The 14551-nt window shown below is 67.9% G+C and carries 9 protein-coding genes; 6 read left to right on the forward strand and 3 right to left on the reverse strand.

Translation table 11 applies throughout. The annotated features are described in order from the left end of the window. Positions 1–40 precede the first annotated feature (40 nt). The 3 genes from rnr (at position 41) to rlmB (ending at position 3944) form a co-directional block, all read left to right on the forward strand. On the forward strand, positions 41–2500 hold the full coding sequence (gene rnr, locus ABIA73_RS04610; protein WP_354275486.1) for a ribonuclease R: 2460 nt from the start codon (positions 41–43) through the stop codon (positions 2498–2500). An 85-nt stretch (positions 2501–2585) separates the two neighbouring features. Further along, positions 2586–3071, forward strand: coding sequence for a GFA family protein (locus ABIA73_RS04615; RefSeq protein WP_025875409.1), 486 nt, complete (start codon positions 2586–2588; stop codon positions 3069–3071). A gap of 129 nt (positions 3072–3200) precedes the next feature. Next, a complete protein-coding gene (rlmB, locus tag ABIA73_RS04620; RefSeq protein ID WP_025875407.1) occupies positions 3201–3944 on the forward strand; it encodes a 23S rRNA (guanosine(2251)-2'-O)-methyltransferase RlmB in 744 nt (247 codons plus the stop codon). A gap of 146 nt (positions 3945–4090) precedes the next feature. On the opposite strand, the gene ABIA73_RS04625 is transcribed toward rlmB, so the two are convergent. From ABIA73_RS04625 to ABIA73_RS04635, 3 genes are read right to left on the reverse strand one after another with little or no spacing between them, the layout of a single operon-like run. Next, positions 4091–5530: an efflux transporter outer membrane subunit gene (locus ABIA73_RS04625; protein ID WP_354275487.1), complete on the reverse strand. Its 1440-nt coding sequence runs from the start codon at positions 5528–5530 to the stop codon at positions 4091–4093. After that, a complete protein-coding gene (locus tag ABIA73_RS04630; RefSeq protein WP_025875403.1) occupies positions 5527–7485 on the reverse strand; it encodes a MacB family efflux pump subunit in 1959 nt (652 codons plus the stop codon). The genes ABIA73_RS04625 and ABIA73_RS04630 overlap by 4 nt, the downstream gene beginning before the upstream one ends. Continuing rightward, positions 7482–8720: an efflux RND transporter periplasmic adaptor subunit gene (locus ABIA73_RS04635; protein WP_025875401.1), complete on the reverse strand. Its 1239-nt coding sequence runs from the start codon at positions 8718–8720 to the stop codon at positions 7482–7484. Before ABIA73_RS04635 ends, ABIA73_RS04630 begins: the two co-directional genes overlap by 4 nt. Before the next feature lie 205 nt (positions 8721–8925). Between ABIA73_RS04635 and ABIA73_RS04640 the strand changes: the two genes are divergently transcribed. The 3 genes from ABIA73_RS04640 (at position 8926) to ABIA73_RS04650 (ending at position 14286) form a co-directional block, all read left to right on the forward strand. After that, positions 8926–9654: a response regulator gene (locus tag ABIA73_RS04640; RefSeq protein WP_025875399.1), complete on the forward strand. Its 729-nt coding sequence runs from the start codon at positions 8926–8928 to the stop codon at positions 9652–9654. A 6-nt stretch (positions 9655–9660) separates the two neighbouring features. Continuing rightward, positions 9661–11052 (forward strand): ATP-binding protein, encoded by a 1392-nt coding sequence (locus ABIA73_RS04645; protein ID WP_100436029.1) that lies wholly within the window; start codon positions 9661–9663, stop codon positions 11050–11052. Positions 11053–11265: 213 nt separating this feature from the next. Then, a complete protein-coding gene (locus ABIA73_RS04650; RefSeq protein ID WP_279208498.1) occupies positions 11266–14286 on the forward strand; it encodes a ligand-binding sensor domain-containing diguanylate cyclase in 3021 nt (1006 codons plus the stop codon). Positions 14287–14551: the final 265 nt, after the last annotated feature.

Below are 14551 nucleotides of genomic sequence, written 5' to 3' on the forward strand. Positions count from 1 at the left end.
GACCCGTTCTGCACGCCCACAGCGGCTACCATGGAGGGCGATGACTACCAAAAAACCAAGCAAGGGCGGGAGCAAGTCCCGCAGTGAAGCCCCCAACAAGGGCACCAAGCAGGGCACTGCCCGCAACAACAAGCCGGGCAAGCCGTTGCCGGGCTGGCTCCCCGCACTGGCCGAAGGCGGTGCACCGCCTCCGGGGCGTGGCCGCCGCAACGCCGAGCCGCCGGGCCCGGCAATGGGTCGCAAGCTGCCACCGGCGGGCAAGGTGATCGATGATCCCTACGCTTCCCGCGAAGCGGAAAAGTACGAACAACCCATTGCCAGCCGCGAGGCCATCCTGGCCCTGCTGGAACGCTGCGAAGGGCCGCAGACGGCTGAGGAACTCGGCGCACGCCTGGGCCTGACCGCACCGGACCGTGCCGAAGCGCTGTCGCGCCGGCTCGGCGCCATGGTCCGCGACGGCCAGCTGGTGCAGAACCGCCGCGGCGGCTTCGCGCCCATCCAGACGTTGAACCTGGTCACCGGCGTGGTGATCGCCAATCCGGAAGGGTTCGGCTTCCTGCGCCCGGTCGAGGGCGGTGACGATCTGTTCCTGCCGCCCTATGAAATGCGCAAGGTGATGCACGGCGACAAGGTGCTGGCACGTGTCACCGGCATTGACCACCGCGGCCGTCGCGAAGGCAGCATCGCCCGCGTGCTCGAGCGCGGCATGACGCGCCTGATCGGCCGCTTCAGCGTCGAGATGGGCATCAATTACGTAGTGCCCGATGACAAGCGCATCCAGCGCAACGTGCAGGTACCGCCGGACCAGACCGGCGGCGCGAACGATGGCCAGCTGGTCGTCTGCGAACTGACCCAGGCGCCGGACAGCCGCCGTCCGCCGATCGGCCGCATCATCGCCGTGCTCGGCGACAAACTGACTGCCTCGCTGGTGGTGGAAACCGCGATCCACGGCCACGAGCTGCCGTTCGAGTTCCCGCAGGAGGTGCTGGACGAAGCCGCCTCGGTACCGCTGGTGGTCGAGCCGGCGATGATCGGCGGCCGCGTCGACCTGCGCAGCACGCCGCTGGTGACCATCGATGGCGAGGACGCCAAGGACTTCGACGACGCGGTGTACTGCGAACCGAACGCCGATGGCTTCCGCCTGGTGGTGGCCATTGCCGATGTCTCCAACTATGTCCGTCCGGGCACGCCGCTGGACGATGAAGCACAGAAGCGCGCCACCTCGGTGTACTTCCCGGGCTTCGTGGTGCCGATGCTGCCCGAAACGCTGTCCAACGGCATCTGCTCGCTGATGCCGAAGGTCGACCGCATGTGCTTCGTCTGCGACATGCAGATCGACCGCGAGGGCCAGGTGACCGGCTCGCGCTTCTACGAAGCGGTGATGAATTCGCATGCGCGCCTGACCTACACCCAGGTGTGGCAGGCGGTGGGCGAGGACGATGCCGGTGCGAAGGCCTTCATCGGCGACCTGCTGCCGCAGGTGCAGCGCCTGCACCAGCTGTACAAGGTGCTGTCGAAGGCGCGCAGCAAGCGTGGCGCGATCGAGTTTGAAAGCAGCGAAGTCCGCTTCGTGCTCGACAACCGCGGTGAAGTCACCCAGGCCGGCATGCTGGTGCGCAACGATGCGCACAAGCTGATCGAGGAATGCATGATCGCGGCCAACGTGGAGGCGGCCAAGTACCTGCTGTCGCGCCACGTGCCCGCGCCTTACCGCGTGCACGAGAAGCCGCCGGAGACCAAGTACGCCGATCTGCTGGAATTCCTCAAGGAGTTCAAGCTGAGCCTGCCGCCGTGGTCGAAGGTGCGCCCGGGTGATTACACCAAGCTGCTGAAGAAGATCCGCGACCGTCCCGATGCCACGCTGCTGGAATCGGTGCTGCTGCGCAGCCAGAGCCTGGCCGTGTACAGCCCCGACAACAACGGCCACTTCGGCCTGGCGCTGGAAGCGTATGCGCACTTCACCTCGCCGATCCGTCGTTACCCGGATCTGCTGGTGCACCGGGCGATCAAGCATGCGCTGTCGGGCAAGCCGCTGGACAAGTTCACCTACACCGCCCGCGAGATGGCAGCACTGGCACTGCAGTGTTCCGAGCGTGAGCGTCGCGCCGATGAGGCCGAACGCGAAGTGGATGAGCGTTACCGCGCGGCGTGGATGGAAAAACACGTCGGTGGCCAGTTCGACGGCGTGATCAGCGGCGTGACCAGCTTTGGCCTGTTCGTGGAGTTGGCCGACTCGAAGGTGCAGGGCCTGGTGCACGTGACCCAGTTGCCGCAGGACTATTACAAGTTCGACGCGACCCGCAAGACGCTGACCGGCGAGCGTCGCGGCAGCAGTTACCGGCTGGGTGACCAAGTGCGCATCCTGGTGCTGAAGGCCAGCATGGAAGAACGCAAGATCGACTTCCGCCTGGTCGAGCACAAGGGCGAGGAAGAGGAAGCAGGCCCGGCCCCGCTGCCCGAGCGCGGCAAGCCGGCCAAGCGCACGAAGAAGAAGTACTGAAAGGTGTGCCGACCAACGGTCGGCACCCACCTCGCCCGGTAGGTGCCAACCGTTGGTTGGCACGACGTTTCGGAGGAAAGCAGCAATGCAGGGCCAACCCGAATACAGCGGCGGCTGCCAGTGCGGCGCGATCCGCTTCCAGGCGCGGGGCGAGCTGACCGACAGCTCGATCTGCCACTGCCGGATGTGCCAGAAGGCCTTCGGCGCCTACTACGCGCCGCTGGTGTCGGTGCGCGGTGTGCAGTTCAGCTGGACCCGTGGCCAACCGCGCTATTTCCAGTCGTCCAACGTAGTGCGGCGCGGCTTCTGCGCCGACTGCGGCACGCCGTTGACCTATGAAGCCCCCGATGGCGTGGCGGTGGCCGCCGGTGCGTTCGACCAGCCTGAACGACTGCCGCCAACCCTTCAGTACGGCGTCGAGCGCAAGCTGCCCTTCGTCGATGGGCTGGGCCGGCTGCCGGCACGCCGTACGGAACAGGACATGGCCGCGCTGGAATTCCTGGCCACGGTCGTTTCCCACCAGCATCCCGACCACGACACCCCGCACTGGCCGCCGCGCACGCGCGGGTAGCGCCGGGCCTTGCCCGGCGGGGGCGACGGACAACGGTCGCCGGGCATGGCCCGGCGCTACCGGCCAGCCGCCGCAGCGCCGCGTCCGCCGATGCTCTACCATAGCCACCCCCTTTCCGGTCCTGCCCGCATGAGCAAGAACAGCCAGTGGATCGTCGGCGTCAACGCCGTCGCCTCCTCCATCGAGAACGACGCCGAGAACGTCCGCGAAGTGCTGGTCGAGGCCGGTGCGAAGAACCCGCGCCTGGTCGAAATCGAGGAAAACGCCCGCCGCAAGGGCATCGACGTGCGCAAGGTCAACAGCCAGGCGCTGGACGGCGTGGGCGGTTCGGTGCGCCACCAGGGCGTGGCCGCACGCTATGCCGCCGCCCGCACCTACAACGAGAACGAGCTGGAAGGGCTGGTCACGGCTGCGGAAGGCAAGGCCCTGCTGCTGGTGCTGGACGAGGTGCAGGACCCGCACAATCTCGGCGCCTGCCTGCGCTCGGCCGCCGCTGCCGGCGCCACCGCCGTGATCATTCCCAAGGACAAGTCGGCCACGGTCAACGCCACCGTGCGCAAGACCTCGGCCGGCGCTGCCGACCTTATTCCGGTGGTGGCGGTGACCAACCTGTCGCGCTGCCTGAAAGACCTGCAGAAGCAGGGCGTGTGGATCTACGGCCTGGCCGGTGAGGCGACTGCGTCGCTGTACCAGCTGGACCTGAAGGGCAACATCGCCCTGGTGCTGGGCGGCGAAGCCGACGGCCTGCGCCGCCTGACCCGCGAAAACTGCGATGGCCTGGTCAAGATTCCGATGCCGGGCGAGATCGAGAGCCTGAACGTCTCGGTTGCTGCCGGTGTCAGCCTGTTCGAGGCCGTGCGCCAGCGCGGTTGATCGACAGCTGCGGAGACCCGATCGGGGTCAGATCCCTTTCCCACGGGAAAGGGATCTGACCCTTTTTTCTGATCTGCCGTGTCGACCAAGGTCGACACCTACCGGGCAGGCGGTGGTCGCCAACCTTGGTTGGCGCTCCGGATGCCTTACCCCGCACTGCCTCCCAGTGCCTTGAACAGCGTCACGTCGTTGTTCAACTGGCTCTGCCGCACCCGTGCCAGTGACAGTTCCGCGTCGCGCCGGGTCTGCTGCGCTTCCAGCCAGGTGCGCAGATCGGTGGCGCCCACGCGATAGCGCACTTCCTGCGCACGTTCCACTTCCACCGCTTCATCGTAGGACGCCTGCGACGCGGTTACCTGGCGCAGCAGCTGCTCGCGTGCGGACAGGGCGTTGTCCACCTCCGACAGCGCGGTGTACAGCGTCTTGCGGAAGTTGGTGGCGGCGATCTGGTAGTTGGTGCCGGCCACGTCCGTATCCAGCTGCGCGCGCTGCAGGTTGAGGAAGGGCAGCGACAGCCCAGCTCCCAGCGTCGCCACCGGATTGCGCAGCACATCGCCCAGCGAGGTGGCGCTGGAACCCAGGCTGCCGGTAAGACTCAGTGCCGGGTAGTACTGGGTGGCGGTCACCCGGATCGTCTTCAGGCTGTTGCGCAGCCGCAGTTCGGCCGCGCGCAGGTCGGGCCGGCGGCCGAGCAGGTCGGCGGGCAGGCCTTCGGCAATGCTCGGGCTCTGCGCCTCCAGCAGGTTCTGCGGTTCGTCGTGCTGCGGCCACGGCGTGCCATCCAGCAGCACGGTCAGCGCGTTGCGCACTTCCACCCGCTGTTGTTCCAGCGCGCTCTGCGCCGAACGCTGCGACTGCAGGTTCTGCAGGGCCTGGCGTACTTCCAGGCGCGAAACCGCACCGGCATCGAACCGCGCCTGTACCAGTTCGTGCGTGCGCTGCAGCCGCTCAAGGTTGGCCTGGCCGGTGGCGATGGACTGGTTGAGGTAGGCCAGTGCCCAGTACTGGTTGATGACATCGCCGATCACCAGCAGGGCGGTGTTCTGCCGGTCTTCTTCGCTGGCGTCGGCCTCCCAGCGGGCGATGTCGCGCTGGCTGCGCAGGCGGCCCCACAGATCGATCTCCCACCCCAGCGACACGCCGGTGGAATAGCTGCGGCGCCAGTCGTCGGCCTGGTCGGTGGCGCGGCTGCCACTGCCGCTCACGCCGGACGACGAAGGCTGCGGCCACAGCGCGTTGCTGGCCAGCCCGGCCTGCAGGCGTGCACGTTGCACCGCCAGCCCGGCCGCACCGAGGTCGCTGTTGGCGGCAAGCGCCTGCGCGACGAGGCGGTCGAGGCGCTCATCGCCGAAGCCGGTCCACCAGTTGTCCTGGCGGATGTCGCGGGCCGGGGTGTCCAGGCCACTGCGTGGGTCGTCGGCCGGTGCGTTGAGGGTCGCATCGCCACGACCATAGGTGGCGGCAACGCTGGGGTCTTCGACCGGATAGCGGCCCACGGAAGCGCAGGCGGAGAGTGCAAGCAGCACGGCGCCGGACAGCAGCAGGCGCGAGGGAGCGGGGAAGGGCAGTCGGGTCATCATCTTCATTCGCGGGCCAGGGCCTCCACCGGGTCGAGCTGGGCGGCACTGCGTGCCGGCAGGAAGCCGAACGCCACGCCGATCAGGGTCGAGCAGGCGAAGGCGGCAATGATGGAAGCGGTGGAGAACAGCACCTGGAAATCACTGGCGAACCGGCCGATCAACACGCCCATCAGCAGTGCCAGGCCGATGCCGAGCAATCCGCCGAGCAGGCACACCAGCACCGCTTCGATCAGGAACTGCTGGCGGATGTCGCTCTGCCGCGCCCCCACCGCCATGCGCACGCCGATCTCGCGGGTGCGCTCGGTCACCGAGACCAGCATGATGTTCATCACGCCGATGCCACCGACCAGCAGCGCGATGGCGGCAATGGCGCCGATCAGCAGGGTCATCGTGCGCGTGGTCTGTTCGATGGTGTCGCGGATCTCGGCGCTGTTGCTGAGGAAGAAGTCCTCGGTGCCGTGGCGCATGGTCAGCAGCCGGGTGATCGCTTCCTGCGCCGCATCCATCGGCGTTTCATCGTTCACCCGCACGGTGATGCTGGAAACGTGGCTCTGCCCGAGCATGCGCGACATCACCGTGGTGTAGGGCACGAACACGCTCAGGCTGGTGCTGCCGCCGAAACCGAAGCTCTGCTTCTTGGCCACGCCGACCACCCGCACTGGCACGTTGCCAAGCAGGATCACCTGGCCGATCGGGTCGCTGTCGGGGAAGAACTGGGTCCGGGTGTTCTCATCGATCACCGCCACCTGGCCCAGCCCCTTCACCGCGTCGGTGTCGAAGAAGCTGCCGCTGAGCAGGCTCACGCCCTTCACCCGGAAGTACTGCTCGCCGACGCCGCTGATCTGCGCGGTGGCCGACTGGTTGCGGTAGCGCGCGGTGACCGAACTGGACACGCTGGGGGTGGCGCTGTCGACGTAGCTCTGCCGTGACAGGGCATCGGCATCGCTGGCCTTGAGGGTCTGCACCCGCGCCGAACGCATGTCGCCGAAGCCGCGACCGGGGTAGACGTCGATGGTGTTGGTACCCAGCGCGCTGATGTTCTGCAGGATCTGCTGCTGCGAACCGTTGCCCAGTGCCACCACCGAGACCACCGAAGCGATGCCGATGATGATGCCGAGCATAGTCAGGAAGGTGCGCAGGCGATGGGCGTTCATCGCCAGCAGGGCCATCCGGAACGCTTCGGTGAAGCGGTCGCGGGCGGCCTGCCAGCTGCTGCCATGGGCCACGCCGGTGCTCGGCTCGCGTTGCGCACGGTAGCTGGGCGCGGCCGGATTGGCACGGTCGGCGATGATCTCGCCGTCGCGGATCTCGATGATGCGCTGTGCGTGCTCGGCCACGCTCATGTCGTGGGTGACGATGATGATGGTGTGGCCTTCGGCATGCAGTTCGCCGAGGATGGCCATCACCTCTTCGCCGGATTTCGTGTCCAGGGCGCCGGTCGGTTCGTCGGCCAGGATCACCTCGCCACCGTTCATCAACGCGCGCGCGATCGACACGCGCTGCTGCTGGCCACCGGACAGCTGCCCGGGTTTGTGGTGCATGCGGTCGGCCAGGCCCAGCCGTTGCAGCAGCTGCTCGGCACGCGCGGTGCGCACCGGGCCGGGGCTGCCGGCATACACCGCCGGCACGGCCACATTGCCGCGTGCGTCGAGATCACCCAGCAGGTGGTAGCGCTGGAAGATGAAACCGAAGTGCTCGCGGCGCAGCTCGGCCAGCTCGTCGGGCGCCATTTTCCCGGTCTCGCGGCCCGCCACCTGGTAGCTGCCACGGGTCGGGCGGTCCAGGCAGCCGAGGATGTTCATCAACGTGGACTTGCCCGACCCGGATTGGCCGACGATCGCCACCATCTCCCCGGCATGGATGTCCAGGTTGACGTCGCGCAGCACGGCGATGACATCTTCACCGGCCGGGAATTCGCGTCGCAGGTCGCGCAGGCGCAGCAGTGGCGCCGTCATGCTCATCGGCGCCCCATGCCCGGGCCGCCGACCCGCATCTGCATGCCGCCACGGTTGCCGCCGCCAGCGGCTGCCGCAGCGCCGCCTTCGCCGACCACCACGCGCTCGCCTTCCTTCAGGCCGGACAGGACCTCGACGTTGGCGCCGTTGTTGATGCCGACCTTGATCTTGCGCGGCTGCGGTTGGCCCTTGTCATCGACCACCCGCACGATGCGCTCGCCATCGCGCGACTTCGGTCCCAGTGCAACGGCCGGCACCATCAGCACGCCCTTGGCCTGCTTGAGCAGCACCGATACCTGTGCGGTCATGTCGATGCGCAGGGTGCCATCGGGGTTTTCGACGTCGAACAACGCGTTGTAGTAGACCGCGCTGCTGGAGCTGGAACTGGACGAGCTGCTGGAACTGGACGAGCTTTCGTTGGCGATCGACGCCGGTGCCGGATTGATCTGCCGCAGCGTGGCGTGGTACTTGCGGTCCGGGTCACCCAGCGTGGTGAAGTACACCGGCATGCCGGCCTTGATCTTGACCACGTCGGCCTCGGACACCTCGGCATTGACGGTCACCACGTCCAGCCGTGCCAGCATCACGATGGTCGGCGCGGTCTGGTTGGCGTTCACCGTGCGGCCTTCCTCGGCCACTACCGCCACCACGGTGCCGTCCATCGGCGCGACGATGCGGGTATAGGCCAGGTTGGCACGGGCAGTGCCCAGTTCGGTTTCGCGGCCCTTGATCTGCGCCTCGTAGGACTGCAGCTGCGCACGCGCAGTCTTCAGCTGGGCCTCGGCGGCGTCGTATTCCTGACGCGAGGTGGCTTCGGCAGCCAGCATCTGCTGCTGGCGTGCGAACTCCAGTTCGGCCTGGCGCAGGGTGGCCTGCTGCACTGCGCGCTGCGCGGTCACCTGGTCCAGCGAGGCCTGCGCGTTGAGCACCTGGTTCTGCTGGGTGGTGGCGTCGATCTCGGCGATCAGGTCGCCTTCCTTCACCGTATCGCCCAGCTGCACCTTCAGCGACTTGATCTGGCCGGAGGCCTGCGCGCCGACGCTGACCAGCTTGTAGGCGTCGATCACGCCGGTAGCTTCCACCGTCTGCTCGATGTCGCCGCGGCTGACCGGGGTGGTCGCCAGCGCCGGTGCGGCAGGCTTGCGCAGCAGCCACCAGGCGGATACAGCGGCGATCAGGACAATCAGGGCGATCAACATCAGGCGACCCTTGCGGGTCGCGGGCAACAGGCGGGAGATCACGTGGCGGCTTCACTCTGGGGGCCGCAGTGGCGGCGTTGGTGGGCATTGTGAAGATCGAGCGACGCTGTGCTCAATCCTCGGGGTGTGTCTCTATGTAACACTGTCTGCGAGACTGCGTATCGGCAGGTATCCCGCACTGCAGGGGATACAGTGGTACGCATTGGCCTGGATGCGGTTCAGCTGCCGACACGGGATGATTCGCGACATGGAGACTGAAAACCCGATGCACCGTTTGCTGATCGTCGATGACGACAACGATATCCGCACCCTGCTGGCCGAGCAGCTCGGCCGTGCTGGCTACCAGGTCAGCACCGCCGCCGATGGCACCAGCATGCGCCAGCTGCTGGAACGCGAACACGTGGACCTGATCGTGCTCGACCTCAACCTGCCGCGCGAGGATGGCCTGACCCTGTGTCGCGACCTTCGCGCGCGCTCGAACACGCCGGTGATCATGCTCACCGCGCGCGCCGAGCCGATCGACCGCGTACTCGGCCTGGAAATGGGCGCCGACGACTACCTGGCCAAGCCGTTCGAGCCGCGTGAACTGCTGGCGCGCATCCGCAACGTGCTGCGCCGTACCGAAGCGCTGCCGGCCAACCTGGAACCGTTGGCGGTGCGCCGTGCGCGTTTCTCACGCTGGATCTTCGACCTGGAGCATCGCCACCTGGTCGATCCGGACGGGCGCGTGGTGGTGCTGTCCGGCGCCGAATTCCGCCTGCTGCGGGTGTTCATCGCCCATGCCAACAAGGTGCTCTCGCGCGAGCAGCTGGTGGCCCTCAGCAGCGGCCGCAACTACGAAGCGCAGGACCGGGCGATCGACCTGCAGGTCAGCCGGCTGCGCAACAAGCTGGCCGATGATGGTGGCCCCGATGGCCTGATCAAGACCGTGCGCAACGAAGGCTACGTGCTGGCCTCGGCCGTCAACCTGGAATAAGCCGCGATGAAGCGCCTGCGCCACTTCCTGTCCTCGATGGTCGGACGGCTGTTCGTGATCCTGCTGCTGGGCATGAGCGTGGCCGCGATCGGCGCGACCATGCTGGCCAGTTCCAAGCGGCAGCAGGAATTCGAGCGGCAGAACCTGAACCGCATCGCCGACCGCCTGCAGGGCTACATCAACCTGCTCGACGGCAACCCGGAGCTGCGCGAGCGGCTGCTGGAGATCGGTGGCCCCAGCGTGCGGGCACTGCAGCCCGGCGCGCGCATCGGGCGGGCCGACAAGGCGCTGATGGAAGTACTGGAAGACCGCCCGGGCCCGGTATCGCGGGCGCATGTGCACTTCGCCTCGTTCCGTTCGTGCATTCCCAAGCTGCAGGACCTGCTGCCGCCACCGCCGCCGGGCCACCGCAAGCCGCCACACGAACGCGATCCCACCTTCATCCCGCCCAAGTGCCGGGCGGTGGACGTGGTGCTCAACGACGGCACGTTGCTGAAGCTCGCCCTGGATTCGCCAGCGATCGCGCACAACGGCATCCTCGCCGTGGACCCGCTGTTCCTGACCCTGCTGGTACTGGCCATTGCCGTGCTGGCCTACGTGGTTGCACGCATGGCCAGTGCGCCGCTGCAGGAGCTGGCGGCCGCCGCCGAGGACCTGGGCGATGACCTGCAGCGGGCACCTTTGCCGCTGCGCGGGCCGCGTGAGGTGCAGCGCGCCGCCGAAGCCTTCAATGCCATGCAGCATCGGCTGCAGCGCCACCTGGCCGAACGTACGCAGATGCTGGCGGCGATCACCCACGACCTGCAGACGCCGCTGACCCGGCTGCGCCTGCGCCTGGAAAACGTGACCGACGAGACGCTGCGCGAGCGCCTGATCGGCGACCTGGCTGCGATGCAGGCACTGGTACGCGAGGGCCTTGAACTTGCCCGAAGTGCGGAGAGTGCCGAACAGCGCGCCGCGCTGGACCTGGATTCACTGCTGGGGAGCATCGTCGAGGACACTGCCGAGGACGGCGCCGACGTCGTCTTTGAAGGCCGCAGCGGCGCGGTGCTGATGCTGCGCCCGCTGGCGATGCATCGCTTGTTCTCCAACCTGGTGGACAACGCGGTGATGTATGCGCAACGCGCCCGGGTACGTGTCGAGCGCGGCGAGGGCACGATCACGGTGGTCATCGCCGATGATGGCCCCGGGCTGGCCGATGACCAGCTGGAAGCGGTGTTCGACCCGTTCGTGCGCGTGGAGACATCCCGTTCGCGCGAGACCGGCGGTGCCGGCCTGGGCCTGACCATCGCCCGCGCGCTGGCCGAGAAGGACGGGGGCCGACTGTGGTTGCGCAACCGCCCCGAAGGTGGGCTGGAAGCGGTGGTGCAGTGGTCGACCAGCGCCGAGGCGCGGTAGCGGCACCGATCCCGGACCCGGCCCGGTTGCGCCGGGCTGCCCGGGCGCGGTGACGCCGGTGACAGGGTTTGCCCTATCATCTGCGTACTTCCCCATTCTTCGTCCGATGAGCCTGCCTGTTCCTGCCGGCATGCCGCCCTGCGCGGTGCGGCTGTCCCTGTTCGCGTCTGCTGCCGCCACCGGCATCCGCAGCTGGCCGCCGCCGCTGCGCTGATGGGCGGGCAGGGGGCGGGCAGGCGCCGGGCGGGGCGCCACGCGGAGAACATCGGTCGCCTGCTGCAGGTGGGTGTGCTGTGGCTGTTGCTGGCGATTGCCACGCCACTGGCCGCGCAGAGTGGCGCGCCGCCGTTGCGCGACTACGCCATCGACGTGTGGACCTCGCGCAATGGTCTGCCGCACAACTCGCTGCGCGACATCGCGCAGACGCCGGAAGGCCACCTGTGGTTCGCCACCTGGGAAGGCCTGGTGCGCTACAACGGCCTGGATTTCACCGTGTTCGACCGCAGCACCCGGCCGGGGCTGCGCGACAACGGCATCGGCGCGCTGCTGGTCGACCCGCAGGGCGGTCTGTGGATCAGCGATTCGCGCGGCAATGTCAGCCACCGCGGCAGCGACGGCCAGTGGCGGGTCTGGGAACATCAACCGGATACGCCGCAGGTGCTGATCCAGTCCATGCAGATGGACAGCCAAGGGCGCCTGTGGCTGTTGTACGAGGGCAAGGGCATTGGCTATCTGACCCCGGACAAGGGCATCGTCTACCAGCGCCCGCCGCCGGACCTGCCGCTGGCGATGAGTTTCACCAAGATGGCGGTCGACGCGCAGGACCGGGTCTGGATCGGCACCCTCGACGGCCTGGTGCTGCGCGACACCGACGGCGTACTGCAGCGCGCGCCAGCAGCGTGGGGCGTGAACAAGGGCCTGTCGTGGCCTTATCGCGCACCCGATGGCACGCTGTGGATCGTCGCGGGCGAGCGCCTGTACCGGGTGGAGGATGATCGCCTGGTGCTGGTGCACCGGCTGCCTGGCCAGCTGCATTTGACCGCCATGCTGCAGGACCGCCATGGCGACCTGTGGCTGGGCACCGAGAACCAGGGCCTGCTGCGCATCTCGGCGCATGGCCTGGAGCGCCTGCCAGCGGGCCTGAACCTGCCCGGCGGGCGCGTGGTCAGCCTGCGCGAAGACGCCGAGGGCAGCATCTGGGTGGGTGCCAATGGCGGCCTGTACCGCCTGCGCGAAACCCTGTTCAGCAGTTACACCGAACGCGATGGCCTCAGCGGCGACTACGTGCGCACGGTGCTCGAAGACCGTGACCGCCATCTGTGGGTGGGCAGCGCCAGCGGCCTGGACCTGCAGACCGCCGACGGTCGATTCCGCGCGATACCGCTGCACAACCGCGGTGGCAAGGCGCCTTCGGTGCTGAGCCTGGCGCAGGATGCCGGCGGCGATCTGTGGGTGGGCACCTTCGGCGACGGCATCTACCGCTTGCACGCCGATGGACGGCTTCGCCACAACTACGCGGCGGCCGATGGCTTGCCCGGCGGCAACATCCGTGCGATCAGCATCGCGCCTGACGGCGTGGTCTGGGCGGGGACGCAGAAGGGCGTGGTCCGCATCGAGGGTGACCAGGTAACCGTGCCCACCGTTCCTGGCATGCCGGGAGGCCTGACCACCGCGCTGGAACACGATCACCAGGGAAATCTGTGGATCGGCACCATTGAAGGCGTCCGCGTGCTGCGCGGTGACCAGGTGCAGTCGATCGACCTGGCGCCGCTGGGCGGTGGCCGCAGCGTGTTCGGCTTCCACCAGATCGGCGATGCGATGTGGATCAGCAGTGACCGTGGGCTGTACCGCTGGCAGGCGGGGACGCTGGCACGGGTGGGCCTGGAGCAGGGCATGCCGGTGGACGCGGTGTTCCAGCTGGTGCCCGACCGACTGGGCAACGTGTGGATCAGCAGCAACCGCGGAGTACTGCGCACCGACATGGCCACGCTCAACGCCGTGGCCGACGGACGCGCGCCGCGGGTCACGGTGGAGCGTTACAACGAGATCGACGGCATGGCCAATGCGCAGGCCAACGGCAGCTCCGGTCCCTCGGCGATCCTGCGCCAGGACGGCACGTTCTGGGTGGTGACCGCCGGTGGCTTGAGCACGGTCGATCCGCAGCGGCTGCAGCGTTTCCGTGAACGCCCGGCACCGCCTGCGGCAATCGAGAACGTACAGGTCGACGGTGCGCCGGTGCACTGGGAAGGCCCCGAGCGCAACCTGATTCCCGGTGGGCGACGGCTTGCGGTGAGCTACGTGGGCCTGAGCTACCTGATGTCCGACCGCATCCGCTACCGCACACGGCTGGAGGGGTTGGACAACGGCTGGGTGGAACGTGGCCCGCAGCGCAGCGTGGAATTCGTCGGCCTGCCGCCGGGTGATTACACGCTGCACGTGGCCGCCGCGCACCCGGGTGGCAGTTGGGGGCATCAGGAAGCAGTGTGGAGCTTTACTGTCGAGCCGTTCTGGTGGCAGCGGCACAGCGTGCAGGCGCTGATCGGGCTGGTGCTGCTGTCCGCGCTGGTGGCGCTGTACCGCTTCCTGCTGCAGCAGTACAAGGCCAGCAACCTGCGCCTGGCACGGCGCGTGGACGAGGCCACCTTCGACCTGCAGGCGCAGACCGTGCACCTGCAGGCGCTGAACCAGGAGAAGACCGAGCTGGCCGAGCGCCTGGCGCGGCAGGCCGAGGCGTTCGAACGGCAGGCCCGCGAAGACGCGCTGACCCGGCTGGCCAACCGTCGCGGCTTCGACGAGGCGCTGGCCCGCGACTTCGCCCGCGCCCAGCGCAGCGGCCATCCGCTGTGCCTGGTGGTGCTGGACATCGACCACTTCAAGGACGTCAACGACCAGCACAGCCACAGCATCGGTGATGCGGTACTGGTGGAAGTGGCCCAGGTGATCGCTGCCGCCAGCCGCGATTCGGATCTGCCGGCACGCACCGGTGGCGAAGAATTCGCGTTGCTGCTCAATGACACCCGGCTGGAGGAAGCGGCGCAGCTGTGCGCGCGCCTGCGTGGCTTGTTCCATGACCATCCGGACTGGGCCGGCATCCCCGGCCTGCGGGTGACCTTCAGCGCCGGCCTGGTGGAACTGGACGGCGACGACCGCACCCCGGCACTGCTGTACCAGCGCGCCGACCGCGCGTTGTACCGCGCGAAGAGTGACGGCAGGGATCGCACGAGCATCGGTTGATCCACTGCAAAGCATCCACGCATGGCGTGGATCTACTGGCATTGCCGTACCAACAGTCGGCACCCATTGAGCGCAGCGACCCGCTGTTGCTCCCGCTTTTCTGATCTTCCCGTGGCGCCCGGGAAACTGTCAAAGGCCGGGCAGGGTGGGTTCGCGGGGGTATCCGCGCCATGGATGGCGCGGCTAAGCCCCCAAGGATGGGTTTACGGCGTCCCCCGCGAATCCATCCTGCCCGGCCTCACCCGCAATGCCGATTCGCCACGAG

The sequence above is a fragment of the Stenotrophomonas sp. 2694 genome (genome assembly GCF_040548715.1).
Classification (GTDB): Bacteria; Pseudomonadota; Gammaproteobacteria; order Xanthomonadales; family Xanthomonadaceae; genus Stenotrophomonas; species Stenotrophomonas indicatrix.